The 26,336-nt window shown below is 69.4% G+C and carries 25 protein-coding genes; 12 read left to right on the top strand and 13 right to left on the bottom strand.

The window, feature by feature from the left end:
• The 3 genes from HMPREF3121_RS11060 to HMPREF3121_RS11070 all read right to left on the bottom strand — a co-directional run.
• Positions 1-1,572, bottom strand: a 1,572-nt coding sequence (locus tag HMPREF3121_RS11060; RefSeq protein WP_083291686.1) for an Hsp70 family protein, incomplete at its 3' end; no start/stop codon positions are given.
• A 34-nt stretch (positions 1,573-1,606) separates the two neighbouring features.
• The gene (locus tag HMPREF3121_RS11065) at positions 1,607-3,034 is read right to left on the bottom strand and encodes a dynamin family protein (protein ID WP_246816138.1); all 1,428 of its coding nucleotides are present in this window, start codon (positions 3,032-3,034) and stop codon (positions 1,607-1,609) included.
• Between the two features lie 14 nt (positions 3,035-3,048).
• Positions 3,049-4,905: a dynamin family protein gene (locus HMPREF3121_RS11070; RefSeq protein WP_070523458.1), complete on the bottom strand. Its 1,857-nt coding sequence runs from the start codon at positions 4,903-4,905 to the stop codon at positions 3,049-3,051.
• 199 nt (positions 4,906-5,104) lie between these two features.
• Between HMPREF3121_RS11070 and HMPREF3121_RS12645 the strand changes: the two genes are divergently transcribed.
• Positions 5,105-5,968: a hypothetical protein gene (locus tag HMPREF3121_RS12645; protein ID WP_070523461.1), complete on the top strand. Its 864-nt coding sequence runs from the start codon at positions 5,105-5,107 to the stop codon at positions 5,966-5,968.
• A 193-nt stretch (positions 5,969-6,161) separates the two neighbouring features.
• Positions 6,162-6,656, top strand: coding sequence for a hypothetical protein (locus tag HMPREF3121_RS12945; RefSeq protein WP_141743088.1), 495 nt, complete (start codon positions 6,162-6,164; stop codon positions 6,654-6,656).
• An 18-nt stretch (positions 6,657-6,674) separates the two neighbouring features.
• Here HMPREF3121_RS12945 and HMPREF3121_RS11085 read toward each other — a convergent pair whose 3' ends face one another.
• The gene (locus HMPREF3121_RS11085; RefSeq protein WP_070523464.1) at positions 6,675-7,388 is read right to left on the bottom strand and encodes an RDD family protein; all 714 of its coding nucleotides are present in this window, start codon (positions 7,386-7,388) and stop codon (positions 6,675-6,677) included.
• Between the two features lie 126 nt (positions 7,389-7,514).
• Between HMPREF3121_RS11085 and HMPREF3121_RS11090 the strand changes: the two genes are divergently transcribed.
• Positions 7,515-8,312 (top strand): exodeoxyribonuclease III, encoded by a 798-nt coding sequence (locus HMPREF3121_RS11090; protein ID WP_070523466.1) that lies wholly within the window; start codon positions 7,515-7,517, stop codon positions 8,310-8,312.
• Between the two features lie 4 nt (positions 8,313-8,316).
• Here HMPREF3121_RS11090 and HMPREF3121_RS11095 read toward each other — a convergent pair whose 3' ends face one another.
• The gene (locus HMPREF3121_RS11095) at positions 8,317-9,000 is read right to left on the bottom strand and encodes an ArsR/SmtB family transcription factor (RefSeq protein WP_070523469.1); all 684 of its coding nucleotides are present in this window, start codon (positions 8,998-9,000) and stop codon (positions 8,317-8,319) included.
• A 188-nt stretch (positions 9,001-9,188) separates the two neighbouring features.
• On the opposite strand from HMPREF3121_RS11095, the gene HMPREF3121_RS11100 reads away from it, so the two are divergent.
• Positions 9,189-10,133: a DMT family transporter gene (locus HMPREF3121_RS11100; RefSeq protein WP_070523471.1), complete on the top strand. Its 945-nt coding sequence runs from the start codon at positions 9,189-9,191 to the stop codon at positions 10,131-10,133.
• Here HMPREF3121_RS11100 and HMPREF3121_RS11105 read toward each other — a convergent pair.
• Positions 10,066-11,268, bottom strand: a complete 1,203-nt coding sequence (locus HMPREF3121_RS11105) for a multidrug effflux MFS transporter (protein ID WP_070523474.1) — start codon at positions 11,266-11,268, stop codon at positions 10,066-10,068. The two genes, HMPREF3121_RS11100 and HMPREF3121_RS11105, sit on opposite strands and share 68 nt — an antisense overlap.
• A 100-nt stretch (positions 11,269-11,368) precedes the next feature.
• Between HMPREF3121_RS11105 and HMPREF3121_RS11110 the strand changes: the two genes are divergently transcribed.
• Positions 11,369-11,884, top strand: a complete 516-nt coding sequence (locus tag HMPREF3121_RS11110; protein WP_070523477.1) for a MarR family winged helix-turn-helix transcriptional regulator — start codon at positions 11,369-11,371, stop codon at positions 11,882-11,884.
• Between the two features lie 6 nt (positions 11,885-11,890).
• Here the strand turns inward: HMPREF3121_RS11110 and HMPREF3121_RS11115 are convergent, their stop codons facing one another.
• The 4 genes from HMPREF3121_RS11115 to thiE are packed head-to-tail and all read right to left on the bottom strand — an operon-like array spanning position 11,891 to position 14,847.
• Complete coding sequence (locus HMPREF3121_RS11115) at positions 11,891-12,727, bottom strand: thiazole synthase (protein ID WP_083291691.1); 837 nt, start codon at positions 12,725-12,727, stop codon at positions 11,891-11,893.
• Positions 12,728-12,731: 4 nt separating this feature from the next.
• The gene (gene thiS, locus HMPREF3121_RS11120) at positions 12,732-12,941 is read right to left on the bottom strand and encodes a sulfur carrier protein ThiS (RefSeq protein WP_070523480.1); all 210 of its coding nucleotides are present in this window, start codon (positions 12,939-12,941) and stop codon (positions 12,732-12,734) included.
• A 26-nt stretch (positions 12,942-12,967) separates the two neighbouring features.
• Positions 12,968-14,056, bottom strand: coding sequence for a glycine oxidase ThiO (gene thiO / locus HMPREF3121_RS11125; RefSeq protein ID WP_070523483.1), 1,089 nt, complete (start codon positions 14,054-14,056; stop codon positions 12,968-12,970).
• The gene (gene thiE / locus HMPREF3121_RS11130; protein ID WP_083291693.1) at positions 14,053-14,847 is read right to left on the bottom strand and encodes a thiamine phosphate synthase; all 795 of its coding nucleotides are present in this window, start codon (positions 14,845-14,847) and stop codon (positions 14,053-14,055) included. The genes thiO and thiE overlap by 4 nt, the downstream gene beginning before the upstream one ends.
• Positions 14,848-14,879: 32 nt before the next feature.
• Between thiE and HMPREF3121_RS11135 the strand changes: the two genes are divergently transcribed.
• Entirely contained in the window at positions 14,880-15,194 is a 315-nt protein-coding gene (locus HMPREF3121_RS11135; RefSeq protein ID WP_070523488.1) for a hypothetical protein, read from the top strand.
• Positions 15,195-15,303: 109 nt separating this feature from the next.
• Positions 15,304-16,020 (top strand): Abi family protein, encoded by a 717-nt coding sequence (locus tag HMPREF3121_RS12490; RefSeq protein ID WP_141743090.1) that lies wholly within the window; start codon positions 15,304-15,306, stop codon positions 16,018-16,020.
• Positions 16,021-16,056: 36 nt separating this feature from the next.
• Here HMPREF3121_RS12490 and HMPREF3121_RS11140 read toward each other — a convergent pair whose 3' ends face one another.
• Entirely contained in the window at positions 16,057-16,569 is a 513-nt protein-coding gene (locus tag HMPREF3121_RS11140; RefSeq protein WP_070523490.1) for an NUDIX hydrolase, read from the bottom strand.
• 132 nt (positions 16,570-16,701) lie between these two features.
• On the opposite strand from HMPREF3121_RS11140, the gene HMPREF3121_RS11145 reads away from it, so the two are divergent.
• From HMPREF3121_RS11145 to HMPREF3121_RS12250, 4 genes are all read left to right on the top strand, one after another.
• Complete coding sequence (locus HMPREF3121_RS11145; RefSeq protein WP_070523493.1) at positions 16,702-18,303, top strand: hypothetical protein; 1,602 nt, start codon at positions 16,702-16,704, stop codon at positions 18,301-18,303.
• Positions 18,303-19,337 (top strand): glutamate ABC transporter substrate-binding protein, encoded by a 1,035-nt coding sequence (locus HMPREF3121_RS11150; RefSeq protein WP_070523496.1) that lies wholly within the window; start codon positions 18,303-18,305, stop codon positions 19,335-19,337. Before HMPREF3121_RS11145 ends, HMPREF3121_RS11150 begins: the two co-directional genes overlap by 1 nt.
• Positions 19,334-21,691 (top strand): serine/threonine protein kinase, encoded by a 2,358-nt coding sequence (locus HMPREF3121_RS11155; protein ID WP_070523499.1) that lies wholly within the window; start codon positions 19,334-19,336, stop codon positions 21,689-21,691. The genes HMPREF3121_RS11150 and HMPREF3121_RS11155 overlap by 4 nt, the downstream gene beginning before the upstream one ends.
• A 61-nt stretch (positions 21,692-21,752) precedes the next feature.
• Positions 21,753-22,421 (top strand): L,D-transpeptidase, encoded by a 669-nt coding sequence (locus tag HMPREF3121_RS12250; RefSeq protein ID WP_083291694.1) that lies wholly within the window; start codon positions 21,753-21,755, stop codon positions 22,419-22,421.
• Between the two features lie 133 nt (positions 22,422-22,554).
• Here the strand turns inward: HMPREF3121_RS12250 and HMPREF3121_RS11165 are convergent, their stop codons facing one another.
• Both HMPREF3121_RS11165 and pta read right to left on the bottom strand, forming a co-directional pair.
• Complete coding sequence (locus HMPREF3121_RS11165; protein ID WP_070523501.1) at positions 22,555-23,751, bottom strand: acetate kinase; 1,197 nt, start codon at positions 23,749-23,751, stop codon at positions 22,555-22,557.
• Positions 23,752-23,754: 3 nt separating this feature from the next.
• Positions 23,755-25,068 (bottom strand): phosphate acetyltransferase, encoded by a 1,314-nt coding sequence (pta, locus tag HMPREF3121_RS11170; RefSeq protein ID WP_224372208.1) that lies wholly within the window; start codon positions 25,066-25,068, stop codon positions 23,755-23,757.
• Positions 25,069-25,593: 525 nt separating this feature from the next.
• Here pta and HMPREF3121_RS12950 point away from each other — a divergent pair.
• The coding region (locus tag HMPREF3121_RS12950; RefSeq protein ID WP_246816139.1) for an FAD-dependent oxidoreductase at positions 25,594-26,336 on the top strand (743 nt) is incomplete at its 3' end.

The following is a 26,336-nucleotide window of genomic DNA, read 5'->3' on the forward strand; positions in this document are numbered from 1 at the left end:
GTACGACTTGTCGGAGCTGCCGCTGGCCGACGTGGTGGTTTCCCCACCGTTGCCGCCACCGCCGTCGCCGCCGTCGCCGCCGGACAACAGCGCCCACGCGCCACCACCGACGATGAGCAGCGCCACGACCGCGCCGATGGCGATGAGCGGCGTCTTCGAGCCACCCGACCCGCCGGACTTCGAACCCGACGAACTGGGCACCGCCCCGAACTGCTGCATCTGCCGCGTCTGCTGGTGCTGCTGAGGCTGCGGCTGCTGGGGCGGCCGGCCGTAGGGGTTCGGCGGACCGGCCTGCTGCTGCGGCGCCGTGTACGGCTGCTGCGGCATCTGCGGCTGCTGCCCCTGCCACTGCTGCGCCTGCCGCGGCTGCTGCTGGGCATCGGCCTGCGCCGACGGAGTCGGCGCCACCGGAGCCACCGCCATCGGGCCCGCACCCGCGGCGACCGCGCCCGGCGCGACCCACGTGGTCACGCCCGCAGCGACGTCGTCGGCACGGCGCGTCGGCCCCATGAGCGCACCGCGGCTGACGACGGTCTTCGGGTCGTCGAGCGTGGCCACCTGGCACAGTTCACCGAGACGGTCCTGGATGTACGGGATTCGCGCGGAACCGCCGGTCAGGTACAGCGGCGTCGACGGATCCGGGCGCAGGCCCGCGTCGAGCAGCGTGGCGCGGGTGACGTCCAGCGCGCGGTCGACGTCGGGCTTGATCAACTCCTCGAACTCGCCGCGAGTGAGCATCAGCGTCGTCTCACGACCCTGCGCGGCGACGGTGATGGTCGCACGCGGCGCCTCCGACAAAACCTCCTTGGCCGTCTTGATCGCCCGGTCCAGCACCAGCGACGGGCCCGTCGCACCCGAACGAAGGGCGCGCAGCAGCTCGGTGTCGTTCTCCTCGAGCTCGGCCTCCACCCACGACCGGATGCGTGCATCAAGGGTGCGACCGCCCAGCGAATTGTCGCCGCGGGCGGCGATGACCTGCAACGAACCATCGGCCGTCGGCGTCAGCACCGCCACGTCCAAGGTGCCGCCGCCGAGGTCGAACACGGCGACCTTCTGCCCCGGCTGCAACGGCCGCTTGAAGGAGTACCAATACGTCGCCGCCCGCGGCTCCGACACCAGCGACATGCGGCGACGCTCGATACCCGCGCGCTCCGCGCCCTCGATGAGCCGCATCAACTCGGCCTGCCCCCAGCCCTCGGGGTGGGTCAGCACGACGTCATCCGGCATGGAACCACCGGAGAAACGGCGGGCCCGGTCGAGAACCGAACCGATGACCGCACCGATGACCTCCGACACCGGCGTGTTCGTGCCGGCCAGCAGCACGCTGTCCGACCCCACGGCACGCTTGGGCTCCGGAAGGAACGCGTCGGGCCGCGACTCCGCCTGGTTCATCGCGACGTGGCCGACCATGAGGCCCTGGCCATCGGCGAAAACGGCCGACGGCAACAGGTTGCCGTTGTGCGACAACGCCAACGCCTCCGCGGGCGGCCCATCCTTGCCCGCCCCCGCCGGACGATGCGCGGCGGCCGTGTTGGACGTTCCGAAGTCGATGGCCAAGCGCCAACCCGACATGGTCCCGTTCCTTTCGTCTACCTCAACGATTCGATCAGCTTAACAGCGTTGACACCATCGTGATCAGTCGAACGCGAGAGTCTTCCTCCGCCGCAGATCGTCCCAGAAGGCCCATCCGCTGCAACTCGTCGTACATCTCCCGGGCCCTCTGACGCACCTGCGAGGGATCGGCCGCAGCCGGCAAACCCACCCTCTCGGCGGGGTTCGACCCGGTCAAGGCGTCGTAAAGCAAAGGCATGAGCACCGAATCCGGCGACGTCGCCGCCAACCCCCGGTACGCGGTGAAGAGCATCACCGGCGCCATCGCCGGCTGATTGACCAACACACCGTGGATGTGCCGCACATGGGCCGACAGCTCATGGGAATAGCCGAGCAACTCCAGCTGGTGCAGCAGGCGGGCGGCGCGGCCCAACGCCGCATACCGCAGCAGGCCACCCTCGAGGACGCGGCGCAGGCGAGCGACGCCGGACCGGTCCTCCAACCATTCGTTGAGCGCCACCGCACCCTGCGCCGCCACACCCGCGCCCCGCACGACGCCGTACTCGCCCAGCAAATCGAGGGCCCGGTCCCGCAACCCCGCGTCGATGCGCTGCGGGGCCTCGGCCTCGAGCTCCTCGACGAGATCCTCCGAATCCAGGCGCCCGAGCTGCGCGACGGCGCGCGCCACCGGCTCAGTCACCCGGCCCGTCGCCGCCGACTCCGCCATCAGGCCCGACACCGGCACGACCTCGCCCATCAACGACCCCAGCCGACCGCGCAGCACACCGCAGTACCGCTCGGCGTGCTCGATCGGGTCGCGGCGGCCGAACGCGCCCTCGCCGAAGGAATCCGCGCGGGCCAGCACGCCGATGGTGTTGAGCGGGGTGAAACCCAGCTTGCCGATGAACTCCCGCTCATCCATGCGTGGCGACGAGTCGAACAGGAACACCGCCGCATCGGCGTCGACCGACGCATCACGCGTCTGGGCGTAGCCGTCGATGAGCGCCCGCTCGGTGGCGTCGCGGTTTTCCACGGTCAGCGTGGCGATGCCCGGGGTGTCGATGATGGTCATCCGCTCCACCGCCGCCGACGGCAGGAACCGCTCGACGAAGGCGACCTCCGGCACGGGACGGCAGACGTCGACGAGCACCCCGTCATCGAGGATGCCCCGGCTGCGCACGCCGTCGTTGCCCACGACCTCCGCCCGCGACGGGGCACCGTAGCGGAAGACGGTGACGGCGTTGGTCGTCTCCAGCGTGCCCGTCGCCGCGACGTTTTCGCCGATCAGCGCGTTGACCAGGGTGGACTTGCCCGCCTTGAGCCTGCCGACGATGAGCACCCGAGGCGGCGAAAACAGGATCCGGCCCAGACGGTTGGCGTGGTCGGGCAGATCGCCGCCGCCGGAGGCCAGCGCATGGAGCGCCTGGTCGATCTCGTGCGTCACCGGATCCATCGACGGCTGCTGCATCTGCCCGGTGTGCATGTTCCCCATGTTCATCAGCGCCCCACTCCCCGCAGCGTTCCGGCGGAGGTGGCGAGATCCGCGCGGACCTTGGCGACGATTTCCTTGTTCCGGTTGAGTCTGGCCAGCGTCTGCCGCCGCTCTTCCTCCGAGGCGCGGGCGGTGGCGCGGGCGTCTTCGATGCGGCGTTTGAGTTCGTCGCCCTCGCGACGCAGGCGCGAGCGGTAGCGCAGCACGATTTCGGTGCGCACGGTGGTCACCAGGGTGTCGATGTTGCGGTTGACGCTCATGCGCAGCGCCGCCACGGTCTCGCGCGTCCAGGTGACCAGGTGCTGCTTGCCGTTGCGCATCGCCCGGTAGGCCATGTTCACGCCGAGCCATCCGCCGCCGATGACCGCCGCGGGCAGGGCGATGGTGGCCAGGCCCATCGCCGCCAGCGCGCCGCCGCCGGCCGAGGCGATGGCGGGGCCGGAGATGATGCCCAGGGTGAGCATGCTCGGGTCGAGGAGGTTTTCGGTCTTCGACGCGACGGAATGCCGACCGTCGCCTGCGCCGCCGGGGGCGATGCTCAGCAGCGCCGCCCCCGCCATCGCCTCCCATTCGTGGTCGTCGCCGAACAGGGCGTTGGCCTCGCGGCGCAGCACCTCCAGCTGCCGGTTGACGGTCGCCTCCGCCGCCGCGGACAGTTCCTCTTCGATGCGGGAGGTGAACACCTGCGGCTTCGACCGCAGCACCTTCATTCCGGAGTTGTTGATGGTGCGGATCCAGTGCTCGCGGATGCGGTCCATCTCGGCGTCGAAGTTGGCCATGATTGATTGCCTTGCGACGGAGATGTTGCGGGACAGGATCTGCTCCCACTCCTGGCCGTGGTCGCGCAGTCGGCGAAGTTCCTCGCGTCGCGCCTCGAGCTCGGGGACGACCTCTTCGGCGCGGTCGACGGCGGCGATGTCGGCGTCGATGGACGCGGCGACGCCTTCGAGCGCGGATTCGGCCATGGACAGCGCCGCCACCTTCGACAGCAACGCGCCCCGGGCCATTTCGGCGGCGATGTGGGCGCGCAGTTCGGCGACGCCGGAGGTTTTTTCCACGCGGGCGCGGCGATCGGGGTCGGCCATCTCCGCGGCGTCGACCGCGCGCAGGCTGGACACTCCGATGACGGGCACGTCGCGGCCCAGGTGCTCGCGGATGAGGCGGCGGTCGTCGTCGACGATGGCCCGCCAGCGGCGCAGGTTCTTGTCGGTTTTCGTCACCGCGACGACGACGGATCCGGCCGCCTGAGCCGCGCGGGCGAGGATGTCCATCTCCGGGGCGGTGATCGGCGTCGTGGCGTCGCACACCATGAGCAGCACGCCGGCGCCGCGGGCGCGTTCGAGCGCGATGTCGATGGCCTCCCGGTCCAGGCCGCCGGCGCCGGGGGTGTCGATGAACAGTGCCCTGGGCACGTGGTCGCCGGCCACGCGGACGGTGACGCCGGTGGGCAGTTCCGGGGTGTCGGGGTCGGAGACCCGGGCGCCGTTCATGGTCGTCCACTCACGCAGCTCCGACAGCGGCGCCCGTTCGACGTAGTCGCCGAAGTTGAGGTCGATGACCTCGGTGTTCTCGTCCGACCGCAGCACCTGCACGGGAACGGAGGTGCACACGTCGACGTCGACGGGCAGCAGGTCGCGGGCGCCGGCGATTGCGTTGATCACGGAGCTTTTGCCGCGTTTGACCTCGCCGACGACCACGACGGTGCCGCGCAGGGTGGTGTCGGCCCACGTGCGGCGAATCGCTTCGGCCGCGTCGGCGTGCCCGTATCTGTCGAGGACCTTCAGCGCCGAGGACACGGTTTTCGCGGCCGATTCGACTTCGCGCCGCAGCGCGGTGCGCGCGTCTGCCTGCGTCGCCGTCATGTGCTTCCTCACGTAGGGGTCGATGGGGTCTGCCGCTCTCGGGGCATTCGTCATCATAGAAGGTGCTCCGGAAAATGATGCCCCGCGAAGATTGGTCGTGGATAATTTCCGGCGACGGGAACATTCCGCGAACCCGCCGCATCTCATCGTCGAACAACGCGGAAGACCACCGCACACGCGACCCGAGAGGATCAGGAAAATGTCCGGAAACGACAACCCCGCCGACCGCAACAACCCCGCCGACAACACGCCGGCCGACGCCATCCCCGAGGACAAGGCCGTGCCGGCCGACGCCGCCGCCCCCGAGTCGGGCCTGGGCATCAGCCTGGACGAGGTGCTGGAGGAGTCCGCCAACGACGCGATGTCGGCGTCGGATTTGGACGGCGACGGCTCGATCGACCAGATCGTGCTGGACCTGGACAAGGACGGCTACGTCGACACCATCGTCACCGACATGGACGGCGACGGCGAGGTCGATTCGATCCAGATCGACACGACCAACGACGCGATCCTGGACACGACGCTGTCCAGCACGGAGGAGGTCGACGCGTTCCTCGACCAGGGCGCCGCCCCCGATGTTCCCCCGGCCGACGCCCCGGCCGACGCCCCGGCCGCCCCGGGCCCGGAGCGCGCGGCGGACGTGGACGCCGTCGACTACGACGTCTACGGCCAGGTGGAGGGCCCGGACATCACGATCGATCTGGACGCGGCGGAGGTCGTCGGGGCGACGGACACCACCGGCGATGGTGAGGTGGACACGCTGTCCCTGGATCTCGACGGCGACGGCATCGTCGACGCGGAGGCGCGGGGTGCCGACGGCGAGAACTTCTCCGAGCTGCACGTGGACACGTCCGCCGATGGCCGCATCGATCACGTGTGGTCGGACACGGATGGCGATGGCGAGATGGACACCCTCGAGATCGACCGCGACAACGACGGCTACTCGGACATCCGGTACACGGACACCGATGGCGACGGCATCGTCGACATCGTGGAGGAGGATCCGAACTTCGGTGGCGCGGACGATCCGGTCGATCCGGGCGCCGACGGCCTGCAGGTGTAGTCCGGCCGGTTTTCGCGCCACGTCGTTGCTTTGCGACGCCCCGGCGTCCCCGCTTCTTCGGCGGGGGCGCCGGTTTTTCGTCGTAAAGCAGGAACTTTCGCGGCGGCAAGCGGGAACTTTCGCGGCGGCCGGCGCATCTCATCCGTGAATGCGCCACAAGGCGACGGCCCAACTTTCAAGGAGCGGAAGAGAAATGTCGGACAACACGGTTTTCACGCAGTTCATCGAGAATCTCCGCGGCGACGACGCCGGCAAGGACGTGCCCGAGCAGTCGACGCCCGGGCAGGCCTGCGGGGAGTCGGGAACCCCCGAGGCTCCCGAAGTCGGCGCCGTGCCCCTGGGGGACATCGACGACATCGTCGATTCGGTGGATCCGGAGATGGTGGTGACGAAGTCGGACCTGAACCGGGACGGTGTGATCGACGAGCTGTCCATCGACCTCGACGGCGATGGCGTCGCCGACGTCACCATCTCCGATTACGACGGCGACGGGGTGGTCAACAGCGTCGATTACGATCTCGACGGCGACGGGGAGGTCGACGCCCGCGCCTACGATTTCGACGGCGACGGCGTGGCGGATTCGATCCTGTACGACACCACCGGCAACGGCGAGTTCGACACCCGCCACCATGATTTCGACGGTGACGGCATCGTCGATTCGATCAGCGTCGACCCCGGCGCCATGTGATCGGCCGGGGCGGGGAGGCTACTTCTCCTTCTTCTCCGTCACCCGCGTGCCGACGGCCCGTTCGTGTCCTCCGCGACCGAGCGGGTCGTTTCCCGCGCTCAGGCCGATCCAGGCCATCATGGCCAGGCTGATCATCCAGCCGAGGCCGGGGATCATGGACGGCAGGATCCACAGGTTGCGGCGAAGTCCGTCGGTGCCGGAGACGGGCAGGCCGTTGGGGCCGCTCATGTGCAGGCCGAAGATGTGTTTGCCGGGCGAGCCCTCGAAGACGGCGTCGCCCATGGCGCGGTAGCCGTAGAAGCCGGCGGGCCCGGCGAAGATGGCTGCGACGGCGCCGTAGGCCCATGCGTCGGGCGGGCCGAATGCGCCGAGCAGCACGAGGATGACGCCGAGCAAGCCCGCATAGACGATGGCGTCGACGAACAGGGCGCCGAACCGTGTGCTCAGCGGCGCGTTGACGGCGTCGGGGTCGTAGCCCAGCGCTTCGGCCGCGGCGACGGTGGCCGGGGTGATGTGGGGGTTGCGGGGCACGCCGAGCAGCGGGTGGTCGGCCGGCACGGGGGTGCGGGCGACGTGGGGCGCGGGGGTCGGCGCCGGGCCCGGTACGGGCGCGGGGACCGACGGAGTCGCGAACGGGTTCGCGTACGGGTTGACGTCGAAGGGGTTCGCGTACGGGTCGGTGGACGGGTTGACCGACGTGGTGGGGTCGCCCTGGTTTCGCTCGTGTTGCATTGCGGTCGTCGTCCTTCCGTCGCGCGCCGGTGTCACCCCGTCCAACGTCGCAGGTGGCGCGATTGTTCCCGGAGCGATCGTCCCGGCGCGCGTCGCCTCGTCCGTGCCGCCGGGTACGGTTGCCGCATGCGTATTTGCGTCTGGAACGTCAATTCGGCCCGCACTCGCCTGGAGCGCATGGTGGGCGTGTTGGAGCGGCATGCCATCGACGTGTTGGCGGTGCAGGAGACGAAGTGCCGGGATGATCAGTTCCCGGCGGCGCGTTTCGAGGAGCTGGGCTACGAGGTCGCCCATCATGGGCTCAACCAGTGGAATGGCGTGGCCATCATTTCGCGCGTCGGCATCGAGGACGTCGAGGTGGGGTTCCCGGGGCAGCCGGGGTTCACGAAGGATCAGGAGCTGGAGCAGCTGGCGGAGGCCCGGCACATTGCGGCGACGTGCGGGGGCGTGCGCGTCCACAGCGTGTACGTGCCCAATGGTCGTGCGGTGGGTGATCCGCATTACGACTACAAGCTTCGGTTTTTGGAGGCCCTGCGCGATGCGGGCCGTGCCGCGCTTGACGACGATCCGGCCCACAAGGCCATGATCGGCGGCGATTTCAACATCGCCCCGCGTGACGAGGACGTGTGGGACATGGCGTTTTTCGACGGCAAGACGCATGTCACGGGCCCGGAGCGGGCGGCGTTCGAGGCGCTGCAGGAGGCGGGTTTCCGTGACGTGACGCGCCCGCACACCGAGGGCGAGTGGACGTATTGGGATTACCAGCAGCTGCGGTTCCAGAAGCGCCAGGGCATGCGCATCGATTTCCAGTTGGCGTCGCCGGCGTTGGCCGACACCGTCACCGGCGCGTTCATCGACCGTGAGGAGCGCAAGGGCAAGGGCGCGTCGGATCACGCTCCGGTCGTCGTCGACTACGACGTGTAGCCGACTACGCGGTGTAGAACTCGGCGAAGATCGCCTCGCCGGCGGAAGTCACGGCCAGTTCGCGGGATCCGGGGACGCTTTCGACGAATCGTTTGGAGATCAGTCCCTGCAGCAGCATCGCGCCGAGGGCACCGGCGAGGTGTTTGTCGCCGTGGCTCCAGTCGTCGCACATGAACGACCGCTTTCGGCCTGCGGGCAGGCCGGTGAGTCCCGCGCCGAGCCGGGCGAAGCATTTTTCGGCGTTGGGGCCGACGTCGACGACATCGCCGTCGACGACGATGGCGCGCTTGTCGACGAGTCCGCGGGTGAGTTTCACGCCGACTTCTCCGGCGAGGTGGTCGTAGCAGGACCGCGCGTGCGCCAGCCCCGAGTCGGCGTCGAGGGCGGGGTATTCGGGGGCGAGTCCGGCAGCGCCGAGCAGCGATGCCACCACCTCGCCGACGCGGGGGTCGGCGAGGCGGTAGGTGGCGGTGCGGCCGCTGCGGGTAACGCCGACGATGCCGGCGTCGCGGAGTCGTTTGAGGTGGTTGGACAGCGTCGATTCCCCGACGCCGAGTTGTTCGGCCATGATCCGCACGCGGGATTCGCCCTCTTCCAACAGCAGGCGGAGGATCATCAGCCGCACCGGCGAGGAGCATTCCGCCGCGATCGACGCGGCGAAGGCCAGGCCGTCGTCTTCGGTCTTCATGGCGGCTCCTTCTCCTCTTTCCTTCGTCCTCCTCGCCCCGCAGGGTCTGCGACGGGCGTTTGGGTTCCCCTCCCCCGCATCGGGGGACGGTCGCGTCCTTTTCACCTGGAACGGTAGACGCGCACCGTTTCGTCATGCAACCTTGCTTCACACTTCAGCAAACAATGAAGTATTGACGAAAGGCCGCCATGCAATCCGACTCCCGATCCGCCGCCCCGGCTTTCCACGGGCGGCCGATGATCCGTTTCGCCGTCCTCGCCGCAGTCTGGGCCACGCTATGGTCCGGTGCTTTCGCGGCGACGAAGATCGCCGTTTCCCAGTCGGCCCCGATGACGGTCGTCGCCATCCGCTGCACCGTCGCCGGCGCGCTGATGGTCGCGTTGTCGTGGCGGGCAACGGGCGGGCCGCCGAAGAAGGGGCTCGGCGGGCTCATCATCGTCGGAGTCCTCAACAACACCGGCTACCTCGGGTTGATCGCCGCGGCGCTGCCCCACGTGTCGGTGGGCATGGCGGCGATTCTCACGTCGACGATTCCCATCGTGGTGCTCGTCATTTCGGCGTTGCAGGGCGAGCAGCTGCGGATGGTCCAGTGGACGGGCTGCGTCATAGGTTTCGTCGGCGTGACCGGCTCGGCGTTGACCCGCCTGGGTTCCGGCGACACCACGGGCGGCGGCATCGCCATCGGGTCGGCGGCGGTGGCGTGCCTCATCGCGGGCACGGTGCTCACGCCGAAGCTGGTTCCGCCGGGCAGTCCGTGGATGTCCACCGGCGTCCAGAGCCTCGCCGGTGGTCTGCCCCTGGCCGTCGGGGCCTTCATCTTCGACGGCGCCCCGGATTTCACGCCGCGGTTCTTCATCGCGGTGGCCTACCTCATCGTCGGCGCGTCGGTGTTCGGCATGACGTTGTGGTTGATGATCATCCGCGAGTTCGGTCCGGAGCGCGCCGCCGCCGCGCATTTCCTGCCGCCGCTGGTCAGCCTGGGCCTGGGTGTGGTGCTTCTCGACGAGATCCCGTCGGTGGCCGCCGTGGTCATGTGCGCGCCGGCCGCGCTGGGCGTCTACTTGGCTACGCGGCCTCCCGCTTCACCGCCCACGCGAAACCGAGCAGGGCGACGGCGGCAGAGCACGTCATGACGGTGCCCATGGTCACTGCGGCGTCGGCGCCGAGGCCGACCAGCGGGGAGATGGCGCCGGCGACGACGAACTGGCCCGCGCCGAGCATGGCCGACGCCGCACCCGCGCGCCGCCTGGCCAGGCCCGTCGCGAGTGCCGTGGCGTTGCCCATGATGAAGCCCATCGCCCCCAGCGCCACCATCAGCAGCGGAGCGATGATCCACACAGTGGGGTGCAGGTGGGCGTCGGCAAGCAAAAACACGGACACCGCGAGCAGCGCCACGATGCCGGCGGCCAGCAGGCGCCGCGGGTCGACGGTGTTGACGATCCGCGCGCTGATCGCCGAACCGAGAACGATCATCGCCGACGACACGGCGAACAGCAGCGAATACGTGCCGACGCCCAACCCCAGCTGGCCCTGCATGACGAACGGCGAGCCGGAGATGTAGGCGAACATCGCGCCGAAGCTGAACCAGAAGGCGATGACGTAACCCAGGAAGCCGCGGATTTTCACGACCTCCGCGATGCCGCCGAACAGCCCCCGCAGGCCACCTGCGCTGCGGTTTTCCGCGGGCAGGGATTCCTTGACGACGGCGGCCAGCACCACCAGGGCCGCGACGTTGAACACGCCCATGAACACGAAGATCGAACGCCACCCGAAGGGCACGAGCAACAGCGCGCCGATGATGGGGGCGAGGATCGGGGCGACGCCGTTGATGAGCATCATCAGGGAAAACGCCCGGGCCGCGGACTTGCCGGCCGCCAGATCCGCCACCACCGCGCGGGCCAGCACCACGCCCGCGCCGCCGGCGATGCCGTGGACGAAACGGCCACCCCACATCACCCACACATCCGGCGCGACCGCGCAGACGAACGCCGCGACCGCCGCCAACAACTGGCTGCCCAACAGGAGGCGGCGCCGCCCCATCGAGTCCGACATCGGGCCGATGAAGAACTGGCCCAGCGCCATGCCCGCCATGAACAGCGTCAACGTCAGCTGCACGCCAGGCTGATTCGTGCCCAGATCCCCCGCCATGAGCGGGAAGGCCGGCAGGTAGGTGTCGATCGACAGCGGGCCGGCCATCGTCGCCAAGGCCAGGGCCGCCAGGAGCGACAGGGGGACGCCCCCGTTTTTCCCGTCGATTTCCGCACGCATGTAACACACGACTTTCTACACTGAATATATAGTTGAGGGACTATTCCGGACCCCGCGGCCAGACCGCGGCGACCCTGGATCCGAGAAAGGAAAGTACACCATGGTTTCCGCTTCTCCCGCCGAGAACCCGGACTTCGACGAAGAGACGAAGGAAAACGTCCGACGCATCGCGATCGGGGTCTACGACTTTCTGGCCGCCACGCGCCGCCTCGGAGAGCGACCCAACCAGCGGCTCGACATTTCGCAGTCCGAGATGGAGGTCCTGCACTTCATCTCCACCCACCCCGGCTGCGGCGTGTCCGACATCGCGCGGCTGCGTTTCCTGCGCCCGTCCAACGTGTCGGCCACCGTGCGCCGCCTGCTGGACAACAACCTGATCAAGCGCGAGCACAACGCCGTCGACCGCCGCGCCCAGGACCTGTACGTCTCCGAAACCGGCAGCGCCCTGCTGGAGCAGATGATCGGCCACTGGGGCGCCATCATCGAACGCATCGTCCGCACCATGAGCCCCGACGAGGTGCGCCGCCTGGCCAAGGCCGTGCCCCCGCTGATCAAACTGGCCGAGCACTCCGAGACCTTCGTCGAGGAGCACCAGAGGCGGCACGAGACGTTTTAGGGGCTGCTACCCCAGGTCCTCGTAATCCGGCGAGGATGCCAGGGCCCACGAGCGCTTGGGGATCCGCCCGGCGCGGTACGCCAACCGCCCGGCGGCGACGCCGTCGCGCATGGCGGCGGCCATGAGCACCGGGTCCTTCGCGCGGGTGACGGCGGTGGCCAGCAGCACGGCGGAGCAGCCCAGCTCCATCGCCCGCGCCGCGTCCGACGCCGTGCCGATGCCCGCGTCGCAGATGACGGGCACGCCGGCGCGTTCGACGATCATGCCCAGGTTGTGTTCGTTGAGGATTCCCTGCCCCGTGCCGATCGGCGCGGCCAGCGGCATGACCGCCGCGCAGCCGATGTCTTCCAGCCGCTTCGCCAGCGCCGGGTCGTCGTTGGTGTACGGCAGGACGGTGAATCCGTCGTCCACCAGCTGTTCGGCGGCGTCGACGAGTTCGAGGGCGTCGGGAAGCAGGGTCCGGTCGTCGGCGATGACCTCCAGCTTCACCCACGACGTGCCCAGGGCCTCGCGAGCCAGCTGCGCGGTGAGCACCGCCTCGCGTGCGGTGCGGCAACCGGCGGTGTTCGGCAGCGCCTCGATGCCCAGCTCGTCGAGCAGCCCCAGCACGCCCGTGCCGCCGCCGGAGTCGACGCGACGCATGGCGACGGTGGTCAGCACCGTGCCCGACGCCTTCAACGCCTCGCCGAGCACCGCCTGATTCGCCGCGCCACCGGTGCCCATGATCAGCCTGGAGCCGAACTCGCGGCCGGCGATGACCAGCGGATCGGAGGTGGCGCCGACGGTGCCGTCGACGGTGGCGTCGACGTGTGCGCCGCTGCGGGAGTCGGCCTGCGCCGCCATGCCCCTACCCTCCCTGGACCGCGGTGAGCACGTCGATGGCCGACGGCTCGAGCTCCCCGACGGTGGAGCCCCACCGCTCGCGCGGCAGGACGACGCCGTCGACTGCGACGGCCACGCCACGGGAACCGCCGGCGACGTCGTCGACGATGGCGGCGATGGTGGCGTCGGCCGCGAGCTCGCGGTCGGCGCCGTTGACGGAAACGGTGCTGGTCATTGTGTCCTCGTTGCTTGATTCGATGCTCATGAACGGAAACGGTTCGGGTCCGCGCTCGCCACCTCGGGCAGCGGTTCGCCCTCGACGATGCCGCGCACGGCGTCGGCGGTGACCGCGGCCAAAAGGATACCGTTGCGCCCGTGGCCGCAGGCGGCGACGACCCCCGGCCGCACCTCGCCGATCAGCGGCACGTTGTCGGGCGAGTACGGCCGCAGCCCGGCGGAGACTTCGGCGAACGCGTAGTCGTCGATGCCGGGGAACACCATCGCCGCGTCGTCGAGCAGCGTCCGCGTCCCGCCGGCCGTCGCCTCCAGGTCGTGGCCGTGTTCGTATTCGGTCGCGCCGACGGCCAGCCCCCAGCTTCTGGGCACCAGGTAGCAGGGCCTGCCGTGCACGCGGGCGCGGATGGTGCGTTCGGGCCTGCTTTCCGACGACCCGCGTCGACGCAACCGCAGCACCTCCCCCTTGACCTCGCGAACGGGAACGTCGATCAGTTCCGCCGACCCCGCACCGGCGGCGACCACCACGACGTCGGCGCCGACGCCCTCGCGCAACTCGTCGACGTCGGTGACGGTGCCGAGCACCCTGTTCACGCCCAATTCGCGGCAGGCGGCGCCGAGCTTCGACAGCAATTGACGGTTGTCGACGCTCCACTCGTCGTCGCACACCACCGCACCGCGCAACACCGGGGCCAGCGACGGCTCCAAGGCGCGCAGCTCGCGGCGGGTCACCCGGCGCAGCACGCCCGGGTAGTGCTCCTCGGTGGTGGCCACGATAGACTCCACGTCGGCGGCGTCGGCCGCATCGACGCCGGCGAGCACCGTGCCCCGTCCGGTGAGAATGCCCGACTGCTGCGTCGGCACCCCCTCCAGGTCCTCGAGCAGCGGCAGCCACCGACGCAGCGACGCGGCACCGAGGTGCAGCATCGCCTCCTCCCCCGGCCACGCCTCCGTATACGCACCGAACATGCCGCCGGCGACCCAGCTCGGGCCGGTCGCCGCACTCGGCGCCTGCAGCGTCACGCGATGGCCGGCGTGGGCCAACCGGAAGGCCGTGGCCATCCCGATGACGCCGTTGCCGACGACCGCGACGTGCAACGAATCGTTGGCGCTCATCGCGCGTCCTCCCCACCGACGGGCTCTCCGGCGACGGCCCGCCCGGCGACGGCCCGCCCGCCGACGGCCGCCCGCAGCGCCGCCGCATTCGCCCGCAACGCCTCATCATCGGCCGCACCGGTCAGGGCGCGCACCACCACGAGCTTCGATGCACCGGCCGCGGCGACCTCCCCCGCATTGGAGGGGTCGATGCCGCCGATGGCGAAAAAGGGATGCGCGTCGCCGTCGTCACGCACCACGCCCGCCGCGTGCCGGACCAGATCCAACCCCGCAGCCGGACGCCCCGGCTTCGTCGGGGTGGCCCACACCGGACCGGTGCAGAAATAATCCAGATCCGGATCATTCGCCGCCGCATCGACCTGACCCGCGTTGTTGCAGGACTTGCCCAACAACATGTCCGGGCCGATGAGCCGCCGGGCCACCGCCACCGGCAAATCCTTCTGCCCCGTGTGCAACACATCCGCACCGGCGGCCACGGCGATGTCCGCCCGGTCGTTGACCGCCAGCAACTTGCCGTGACGGTCGGCGACCTCGCGCAGCACCGCCAGCGCCGCCAACTCCTCCGCGGCCTCCATCGCCCCCAGACTCCGCTCGCCCGCGGACCCCTTGTCGCGCAACTGAATGATGTCCACCCCCGCCGACAACGCCGCATCGGCAAACCGGGCCAACTCCCCGAAATCCGGATCGATGTGACGGCGGGCATCCGTGACCAGGTACAACGAGGCCCCCGCGAGCGTCGCTCGGCGCCCGGCGCGCGGCCCGGAAACCCCTTCCGGAACATTGTTCAACATGCGCCCAGCGTAGCGCGGATACTCTGGGCCGCATGGACATGAAGTTGAAGAAGGCCGAAGACGTCAAGACCGCCCCGCTCATCGCGACGGGCCTCATCGGCGGATGGCTCACCGCCCGCGAAACCGGCATCCGCCCCCTCGGCGGCGTCATCCTCGCCGCAGCCGGCATCTACTCCGCCCGCACCTGGTACGCCCGCAAGGGCCCCCTGGCCACCGCCGGCCTGCTCGGCGCCTACATCGGCGCATTCGGCGCCTCCCACCCGGCCGCCAAGAAGATCGGCGCCTGGCCCGCCGTCCTGTCCGTCACCGCGGTGGCGTCGGGACTGGCGGCGATCGCTGATCAGTAGGTTCGCAGAAAACAAGCAGCCCCGGGAGCACAGGCTCCCGGGGCCACCGAAAAGGAATGGCAATCGGCCTACGCCGACGCTCACTGATTGCGAGAGTACCACCACAGTGATGACAAGCCAACCAGAGCTCGAGAAATTCCTGGGAAGTGCGCGCTTCGCGCCGTACCTCACTGAAGCACACGGAAACATCGATCGGGCCCAGGAACTCTATCGATGGAACAACGAGCTTTCGGGCGCGGTCCATGCTCAGCTGTCTCACGTGGAAATCCTGACCCGAAATGCAATCGACGCTGCACTTGAGAATTGGTGCGGGTCCTTGAACCCAGGCCACGACTGGACGGCCCACCAACAAACTCCGACGCTGTTGTACGACCTCGGCGGCGACGCCATAAGGAGGGCCAGACGGGATGCAAAGCGCGAAGCAGCAAAGCGCCCTCACACTCATCCCCGCCACGGCGCAGTCGCCAATCACGACGACATCGTCGCGCAATTGACCTTCGGGTTTTGGCCCCGGATTTTAGGCGCGACAGATCCAAGCCTGACTCCGGAGGCGAAGACTCTTTGGACCGACGCGCTTTGCCAGGCGTTTCCGAACGCCTACACCAGCGATAAAGGCCGGGAATACGTCGGCAAGAGGCTCGAGCGGCTCCGGCAGCTACGAAACCGCGTTTCACATCATGAGAACCTCCTGCGCGTGAATCTCAATGACCGCATGAAAGACGTTGCCACGGCTTTGACCGCTATCGATCCCAACTGCGCATCCTGGGCCTTTCAGGGCAGCCGCGTCCGCTCCGTTGCCCGCGCAGATCCCCGGAACTTCTGGTGACCCCCTCCTAATTGCCGAATACCCGAAACCAGGCGGCTACGTGGCCTCCGGTACCCCGCGCAGGAGTTCCTCGGCCCGGCGGCGCACGCCCGGCCAGGACTCCGCGAACGCCGGCAGCAGCGGCAGGTCGGTGACCTCATCGAAGGGCACCCACCGCAGCTCCAGCGATTCGGCGTTGGGGAACGTCTCCAACTCGCCGTCGGCCACGGCGTAGACGGTCGTGTACGTCCAACCGCCGGCGAGCTCGGGGCGCTCGGGATCGGCCGGGAACGGCCCCGCGGTCACCTCGGCCCCGAGGACCCGCACCTGATCGGCCGTGATCCCGGTCTCCTCCTCCGACTCGCGCAACGCGGCCTCGGCGGCGGTTTCATGCGAATCGCGGGCGCCGCCGGGCACCCCCCACGTCAGCGGACACGACGTCCACTCCGCGCGATACTGCATGAGCACCCGACCGCCGGGGGCAAACAGAAGCAACCCCGCGGCGCCGAGTTTCCCCCACAATCGGGAGCCATCGGGGCCCGCGGCCCAGCCATTGCCGTCGTGAAGCATGGCCCCAGGGTACGCGGTCGCCGACGACCACCCTCCCTGTGGTTTGCCTCACAAGGCATCGGGACTAACATCTGCACCAGAGTTGCCCCACGCTCGCGGGGCCGGATCTGCACCGACGGGAGGCGACGCGCAATGGCCGCAGATGCCGCCGACAAGCGGCGCCGTCCCCGCAGAACCAGGTTCACCGGCCGCCGTACCCCCGGGGGCACCGAACTCGGATCGACGGCCCCGTCATCTGCGACGGCCGACGCTTCCGCAACGGCCACCGCCCCCAAGACATCCGACGCACCCGCAACACCCGAATCGACGCCGCAGTCCGCCTCCGGCGACCCGCGGTGGACACCGTCGACGACTCAGCCGCCGCAGACCTCCCCGCAGGACCAGCGCGACGCCGACGAACGCCTCGACGACCTCGAGCTGGGCACCGGCACGACGACGTTCGGTTCGATCATCGGCGAACGCATCGCCCCGGCGCTGGAGCTACCGCGCCGGACCCTGTCCTTCCTGCTGACGTCGCCCGGTCGGCTGACGTTGGCGGCGGTGGTGCTCATCGTCGCGATCCTCGCCGCGGGCCTGTCCATGTCTCAGTCGGCGAGCAACAGGCAGCAGCAGCTGGCCACCGTGTCGTCGGCGTCGGAACCGCAGGCCAACGCGGCGCAGAACCTGTACTCGGCGCTGACCATCGCCGACGCCTCCGCGAACACGTCGTTCAGCCGCGGCGGCCTCGACAGCGCCCCCGAACTGCGGCAGCGTTACGACGACGCCATCGCACAGGCCACGCTCGCCGGAACACGCGCGGCGGCCGGCATCACGGACGTCGACGGAGAGTCGATGGAACACATCGCCACCGTGCAACGGCTCATCCCCGTGTACACCGGCCTGGTCGAAGCCGCCCGCGCCAACGCCCGCCAGGGCCATCCCGTGGGCGTGGCCTACCTGGCCGAAGCCTCCGGCCTGATGCGCAGCGACATCCTCCCGGCCGCGGCCGCACTGTACGAGGACACCAGCCAATCCGTCGCCGACGACCGGGCGAAACTGACCGGCCTGCCGTGGGTGCCGCTGTCGGGACTGCTCGCCGCCGTGCTGATGCTGCTGTTCGTCCAATGGCGCATGACCCGCCGCACCGGGCGCCTGTTCAACACCGGCATGACCGCGGCGACGGCGCTGATGGTCATCGCGTTTCTGGCGGTGCTGCTCGCGCCGATGCTGTCGTGGAGCGGGTCGGCGACGTTCGGCGGCTCCTACTCGCCGGTGCAGACGCTGACCGAAGCGCGCATCACCGCGCAGCAGGCCCGCGCCGCCGAAACGCTGACCCTGGTCCGCCGCCAGCCCGGCGAAGTCGCCGCCTTCGAAGAAGCGGCGAGGAAGATCGACGCCCTCATCGAGGAATCCGGCCAAACCGGCGAAGGCGCCGAGCACGCGAAGGAATCGCTGCAGGAGTGGCGCAAGGGCCACACCGAAATGCGCGCCCGACTCGACCGCGGCGACTACGCCGGCGCCGTGGAGGCGGCGACGGTCGAAGGCGCCGAACCGCACTCGTCGGCCGACGCCTTCGGCGAACTCGACGCAGCGCTGCAGTCGGCGATCTCCGACGCCCGCCTGGACCTTCGCCGCAGCCTCGAAGACGCCCGCCAATCCTCCGCCGCCCTGTCGGCCCTGGTCACCCTGCTGTCCCTCGGTGCGGCGATCTGCGTCGTCCTCGGCTTCCGCCACCGCCTGATGGAGTACCTGTGATGCGACTCCGCCGATTCCGCGCCCCCTTCCCCGCCCCCGCACGAGCGGTCGGCGCCGCGGCCGCCGCGACGCTGCTGACGCTCACCGCGTGCGCCCCGCAGGCCCCGCTGGTCGACGACCCCTACAACGAGATCATCGAAGGCGCCTCCGGCGGCACTCCCCTGCCCCCGGAAGCCCGCTACGAGAAGGCCGACACCCGCCCGGCGAACCTGCCCGACGGCGCGGCCACCCCGCCGTCGCCGGCCCCGGCGACCGGCCCCGTCGAAGAACGTCTGCCCGACATCATCGACCGCGGGCGCATCATCGTCGGCGTCGACCAGTCGCTGAACCTCCTCGGCTTCCGCGACGCCTCCACCGGCGAACTCGCCGGCTTCGAAGTCGCCCTGGCCCAGGAAATCGCCCGCGACATCTTCGACGACCCCGACGCGGTGGAATTCCGCTACGTCGACTCCACCGAGCGCATCGAGGCCCTGAGCAGCGGCCGCGTCGACGCGATCGTCCGCACCATGTCGCTGACGCCGGAACGCGAAGCCGTCGTCGACTTCTCCGCCCCCTACCTCACCGCGCGGGCGGGCATCCTGGTCCCGGCATCCGGTTCCGTCGACGAAACGGACGAGATCTCGTCGGCGGCCGACCTCAACGACCGCCGCGTCTGCGTCGCCGCCGAGTCCACCCCGGAGGAAATCGTCCGAGCCGAGGCCCCCGGCGCGACGCTGCTGCTGGTGCGCAGCTGGTCCGACTGCCTGGTGGCCATCCAGCAGCACCAGGTCGACGCGATCGTCGCCGACGACACCATCCTGGCCGGCATCAACGACCAGGACCCCGGCACCACGATCGTCCGCCGCGGCTTGAGCACCGAAAGCTACGCGGTGGGCGTCGCCGACGGCAACGTCGCACTGGCCGCCCAGGTCAATCTGACCATGGAACGCATCCGCGCCGACGGCACCTGGCAACAGCTCTACGACACCTGGCTCGGCGCCTTCCTGCCCGGAGGCCAACAGCCGGTGGGCATCTACCGGGAGGAGGACCGATGACCGACCGCGACGAATCCGCCCCCGCCACCGAGTCCGTCCCCGCGACCGAAGCCGTCGCCTTCGACCCCTTCGCCGACGATTCCGAACCCGGCACCGTCGCCACGCCATTCGACCCCTTCGCCGACGACGACGATGACGACGACTGGCCCACCGGCTCGTCGTCAAGCGGAACGACCACCCCCGTCGACCCGTCCGCCGAATCCCACCGCCGCGCCCTGGACACCTTCCGCGCCCGCCGCGGCCGCGCCCGCCAGGGCCGCACCGTCGCCGACGGCATGGTGCAGCTGCCGTTCATCCCGCCGACCGACCCGCTCGACGCCGTCATGTCGCCGGAGAAAATCGCCGCCACCGGCAAACCCACCCCGACGCTGACGCCGGGCGACCTCGTCGCCGGCCAATACGAAATCGCCGGCCCCATCGCCCACGGCGGCCTCGGCTGGATCTACCTGGCCAAGGACCACAACGTGTCCGACCGCTGGGTCGTGCTCAAGGGCATGATGGCGTCGTCCAACGAACGCGACCTCGCCGTCGTGCAGGCCGAACGCGAATTCCTCGCGGAGATCACGCACCCGGGCATCGTGAAGATCATCAACTTCGTCGAACCCTCCGACGGCGAGACCGGCTTCATCGTCATGGAGTACGTCGGCGGCCCGTCGCTGCGGCAGCGCCGGCGCGCCCAGCCCGACGGCGTCATGCCCGTCGACATCGCCATCGGCTACGTCCTGGAACTCCTGCCGGCCCTGGACTACCTGCACTCCCGAGGCGTGGTCTACAACGACCTCAAGCCCGACAACGTGCTCATCACCGAAGACCAGGTCAAGCTCATCGACGTCGGCGCGGTCACCGGCATCGGCGCCTACGGCCACATCTACGGCACGCCCGGCTTCCAGGCCCCCGAGGTCGGCCGCACCGGCCCCACGGTCGCGTCGGACATCTACACCGTCGGCCGCACGCTGGCGTCGCTGATCACCGACCTGCCGGCGACCAACGGCGTCTACGACCCCGGCCTGCCCACGCCGATGGAGGAACCCATGTTCCGCCGGTACCTGTCGCTGTACCGGCTGCTGCTACGCGCCTGCAACGAGGACCCGGATGCGCGTTTTTCCAGCGCCGACGACATGGCCATCCAGCTCACCGGCGTGCTGCGCGAGATCCTGGCGGTGCGCGACGGCGTGCAGTACCCGCACATCGGCTCGCTGTTTTCCCCGCAACGTTCGACGTACGGCACCAAGCACCGGGTGTTCCGCACCGATCAGCTGGTCGACGGCATCGCCCGCGACGTGATCACCACCCCCCAGGAGATCACCGCCGCCCTGCCGGTGCCGCTGGTCGACCCGACGGACCCGGGGGCTCGGCTGCTGTCGGCGTCGTCGTTCACGGAGCCCGGCGAACTCATCGATACCCTCACCGCCGCCATGCGCGACCCGGAGAATTCCACGTCGGTGGAGATTCCCCTGGCCATCGTCCGCGCGCAGCTGGACATCGGGTCCACGGAGGAGGCCCGCGACGATTTGCGGGCGGCTCCCCCGCGTCTGCGCAAGGACTGGCGGTGGGGCTGGTACGCGGGCATCACGGAATTGCTTCTCGACGACTACGACTCCGCCCTGGAGTCCTTCAACCGCGTGTTGACCATGTTGCCGGGCGAGCCGGCGCCGAAGCTGGCGTTGGCGGCGACCCTGGAGCTGCTGCAACAGCGGGCGGGGATCTCCCATCAGCAGGTGCTCGATCCCGTCACGGCGCGGGCGGTGGCGAACCTGGACCGGCAAATGGAGGACATCCCCGAGTCGATGCTGCAGCACCTGACGGATACGTGGACCACCACCGCCGCCGATCCGGTGTGCATGCGGTTCCACGCCACCCGCCTGTACGCGATGGTGTGGGCGACGAACCCGTCGACGGTGTCTTCCGCGTTCGGCCTGGCGCGCCAATTGACGGTGGAGGGCCAGCAGGAGATGGCGATTTCCATGCTGGACCGGGTGCCGGCGGCGTCGCGGCATCACCGGCTGGCGAAGTTGACCACCATCCTGCTGCTGACCTCCGGCGCCCCGGAATCGTTGACTGAGTCGCGCATCCGCCGCGCCGCCCGTCGCCTGGTGGAGCTGCCGACGAACGAGCCGCGGATGGAGCAGTTGCGCATCGCCGTCATGGTCGCCGCCCTGAATTGGCTGCGCGCCAGCGGGTTGGATCATGCGGCCAGCCGCAACGAGCTTTTCGACGTTCCGTTCACCGTGGCGGGTCTGCGCGCCGGCCTGGAGGAGGGTCTGCGGCAGTTGGCCAGGTCGTCTCCGTTCCCCCGCCACAGGTACCGGCTGGTGGACATGGCGAACCTGATTCGGCCGCGCACCTGGCGTTGATCCCCACCCCCACGGTTTTCTCGGCTTTTGCGTTGGTCGTCGGCCCAGTAGAGTGCGCTCCATGACCGGAAAGCACCGCAAGCCCTCCCGCCTCCGCCGCGTGGCGCGCACCGCCGCGCCGCTGGCGGTCATCGCCGGCCTCGGCGTCACCCCGTCCGTCGCGGGCGCCCAGCCGCTGCCCGACTTCGGTTCCTCCGACGCGCTGCCGCAGGCCCCGACGCGCGCCGACATCGACGGTTTCATGGACCGCGCCCAGGTTCCGGGCGAGATCCGCGACGCCGTGGAGCCTTTCCTGCCGCCGGCCGAGCCCCAGCCGGCTCCCGCCCCGGCCCCGGCTCCCGCCCCGGCGCCGCAGGAGCGCGCCGCCGACCTTCCGCCGGAGTCCCCGTGCCCGGAGACCGCCCGCGCCTGCGTCGACCTGGCCGGCAACCGCACCTGGCTGCAGCAGGACGGCAAGCTGCTCTACGGCCCGACCATCATGTCGCACGGCAAGCCGGGCCAGGAGACCCCGAAGGGCACCTTCACCGTGACCCGCAAGGTCAAGGACGAGATCTCCTACGAGTTCAACAACGCCCCGATGCCGTACGCGGTGTACTTCACCAACAACGGCCACGCGTTCCACCAGGGCTCCACGGACGTCCAGTCCGCCGGCTGCGTCCGCCTGCCCCACGACGCCGCGAAGTTCTTCTTCGAGAACCTCCAGGTCGGCGACGTCGTCTACATCTACTAGGACGACACCGCACGAAGGAAAACCCGCCGGATCGAATCCGGCGGGTTTTTGCTTTGCCCACGTCTCCTGGAATCCGCCCCGCGACCACGCGGAGTCGCGGGGCCGCGGGAGTGCGAAGCCGCTTCGGGGCCGACTACTCGGCGTAGGCCATGGCGTAGCGGGCGATGGCCAGCTCCTCGTTGGTGGGGACGACCAGAACCTTGACCTTGGAGTCGTCGGCGGAGATGACGCGCGGGCCGTCGTTCGGGCCGGCGTTGCGCTCCGGGTCGATCTTGATGCCGAAGTTCTCCAGGTCCGCCATCGAGTCCCTGCGGATGCCCACGTGGTTTTCGCCGACGCCGGCGGTGAACGTGATGGCGTCCAGGCGGCCCAGGATGAGCATGTAGGAGCCGATGTAGCGGCGCAGCTGGTGCACGTACATCTGGTAGGCCGCCCAGGCGTCCGGGTCGTTGTCGTCCATGCGCTCCTGCAGGATGCGGAAGTCGTTGACGCCGGAGACGCCCTTCAGGCCCGACTGGCGGTTGCACAGGTTGTCGATCTCGTCGATGGACATGCCCTGGCGGTACAGGTGGAAGATGATGCCCGGGTCGATGTCGCCGGTGCGGGTGCCCATCATCAGGCCGGCCAGCGGCGTCATGCCCATGGAGGTGTCCACGGCCTGGCCGCCGCGCACCGCCGCACACGACGCGCCGTTGCCCAGGTGCAGCGTGATCTGGTTGACCTCGTGCGGCTCCTTGCCCAGCAGCTCCGGAACCTGGCCGGACACGTACTCGTGGCTGGTGCCGTGGAAGCCGTAGCGGCGCACCGAATTCTCGGCGGCGACCTCCGCGTTGAGCGGGTACAGCGCCGCAGCCGGCGGCATGTCGTGGAAGAAGCCGGTGTCGAACACCGCGACGTGCGGCACGTCCGGCAGCAGCGCGCGGGCTTCCTCGATGCCGACGATGTTCGCCGGGTTGTGCAGCGGCGCCAGCGGAATGAGGTCGCGGATCATCTCGATGATCTGGTCGTCGATCAGCTGCGGCTTGGAGAACAGCTTGCCGCCGTGGACCACGCGGTGGCCGACCGCGGCGATGTCCACCGAATGCGGGCCGCAGTCGTTGTCGTCCATGAGGGCGAAGGCCTTGTCCAGGCCGTCGGCGTGGTCGGAGATCGGCTCGGTGACCTCGATCTTCTCGCCGTTGACCTTCAGCACGATGGTGCCGTTGTCCTCGCCGATGCGCTCGACGAGACCCGACACGTACGGCGGCTCGGTGGCGTCCTTCGACGGATCGACGAGCTGGAACTTGATGGACGAGGAACCCGAGTTGACTACGAGGGCGTGACGCGACATGGCTTAGTTACCTCCTGCCTGGATGGCGGTAATGGCGACGGTGTTGACGATGTCGGCGACCGTCGCGCCGCGCGACAGGTCGTTGACCGGCTTGTTCAGGCCCTGGAGGATGGGTCCGATGGCGAGGGCGCCGCCGCAGCGCTGGGCGATCTTGTAGCCGATGTTGCCGGCGTCGAGATCGGGGAAGACGAAGACGGTGGCCTTGCCCGCCACCGCGGAGTCCGGCATCTTCTTCTTCGCGGTCGAGGGGGAGATCGCCGCATCGAACTGCAGCGGGCCGTCGACCAGCAGCTCCGGATCCAGCTCCCGGGCCTTGGCCAGACCCGCCTTGACGCGGTCGACGTCCTCGCCCGTGCCGGACTCGCCGGTCGAGTAGGACATCATGGCCACCCGCGGCTCGATGCCGAAGTTCGCGGCGGTTTCCGCGGACACCACGGCGATCTCGCCGAGCTGGTCCGGCGACGGCTTCGGCAGCACCGCACAGTCGGCGAAGCCCCACAGACGGTCATCCATGACCATGAGGAACAGCGACGACACGGTCGACGCACCCGGCTTGGTCTTGATGATCTGGAACGACGGCTTGATGGTGTGCGCCGTGGTGTTGGCCGCACCGGAGACCATGCCGTCGGCGAGCCCCTTGTGGATCATCATCGTGGCGAAGTAGGAGATGTCGTTCATGGTCTCGCGCGCCTCGTCGAGCGTGAGGCCCTTGGACTTGCGCAGCTCCGCGAACTCCTCCGCAAAAGGCTCCAGGTGCTCCGAGGTCGTCGGATCCATCAGCGTCGCCTTCGACAGGTCGAGGCCGAGCACCCGGGCGCGGTCGCGGACGAACTCCGGGTCGCCCAGGATGGTCAGGTCGCAGATGTCGGCGGCCAGCAGCTCGTCGGCGGCGATGAGGATGCGGTCATCCTCGCCCTCCGGCAGCACGATGTGACGACGGTTCGCCTTCGCCTGCTGCAGCAGCCACCACTGGAAGCGCTGCGGCGTCATGATCACGTCGACCGGCGCCGAGACGGCGGAAGCCAACGCGTCGGCGTCGTCAAGCGCGACCACCGGCACGTCCAGCTTCGGCGCCTCTCCCACCTGCCCGGTGAGCACCACGGCCAGCGGCACCGCGTACCGCGCCCGCAGCTCGGCGACGGCCATGCGGATGCGGGTCAGCGCGGCATCGTTGGAGCAGCCCTCCCCATCGGCGACGAGAACCACGCCGGAACCGGTGACGGCGGCGACGCGGGCGTCGAAATCGAGGTTGCCGGTGGCGGTGAGCACCATCGCCTGATCGCCGGAGGCCCGCTCGGCCTCGACGGCGGTGACGATCTGACCGAGGGCGTGGTCCGGGTTGCCCACGACCTCATCGGCCGTCGCACCACCCGGGCCGCCCACCGCGTGCACCAGACGGGCGCCGCCCAATGCGGCGGACACCGCCTCGATGACGTCACGGTGGTCGCCGGCCTGATCGACGGAGGTGACGAGCACCGCCGTCGCCGCGTTCGAGTTCTCGGTCACGATGTGCGTCCTTTCCCATGCGCCGGGCTGGGCGCACGCCTGTGGACCCGGATTCCGATTCGCTGGCGCAAATCCCGGGATTTCAGTGAGTCATGATTCATTCCCTGCCGCGATTGTGAGTCACCTTACATAGCGGACGCAATCGCCGATGGCGCGCGGGTACCCCTGTAAGCCAAAATTTTTAGTATCTCCGCACGAATCGACCCCGGCCCGTGACCAGAGTCACACCCGAAAACACTCCGGGTTAGGTTCACCTCACCCAACGTGGTGGTTCCCGGACGACCCCATTAGAATGGTGCGGACATCACTCCCCGAGAAAAGCAGGTTCCACTGAGCATGTCCCGTCCCCTTCGCGTCGCCATCGTCGGTTCCGGCCCCGCCGGGGTCTACGCCTCGGATGCCCTCATGAAGTCCGGGCGCGAGGTCAGCATCGACCTGTACGAGAAGATGCCCGCGCCGTTCGGCCTGATCCGCTACGGCGTGGCGCCGGACCACCCGCGCATCAAGGGCATCATCCGGAGCCTCCACCGCGTCCTGGACAAGCCCGAGGTCCGCCTCATCGCCAACGTCGAATTCGGCAAGGACATCACCCTCGACGAGATGAAGGAGCTGTACGACGCCGTCGTGTTCGCCACCGGCGCCGTCGGCGACCGCGACCTGGACGTGCCCGGCGCGGATCTCGAGGGCCACCACGGCGCCGGCGAGTTCGTCGGCTTCTACGACGGCAACCCGCTGTTCAAGCGCGACTGGGACCTGTCGGCCGAGTCCGTCGCCGTCGTCGGCGTCGGCAACGTGGGCCTGGACGTCGCCCGCATCCTGGCCAAGACCGGCGACGAGCTGCACGTCACCGAGATCCCGGACAACGTGTACGAGACCCTGCGCACCAACAAGGCCCGCGAGGTCCACGTGTTCGGCCGCCGCGGCCCGGCGCAGGCGAAGTTCACCCCGCTGGAGCTCAAGGAGCTGGACCAGTCCCCGACCATCGAGGTCGTGGTCAATCCCGAGGACATCGACTACGACGCGGCGTCGGAGTCGAACCGCCGCGAGTCGAAGATCGTCGACCAGGTGTGCTCGATCAT

Source organism: Corynebacterium sp. HMSC11E11 (assembly GCF_001807025.1).
GTDB classification, from domain to species: Bacteria; Actinomycetota; Actinomycetes; order Mycobacteriales; family Mycobacteriaceae; genus Corynebacterium; species Corynebacterium freneyi.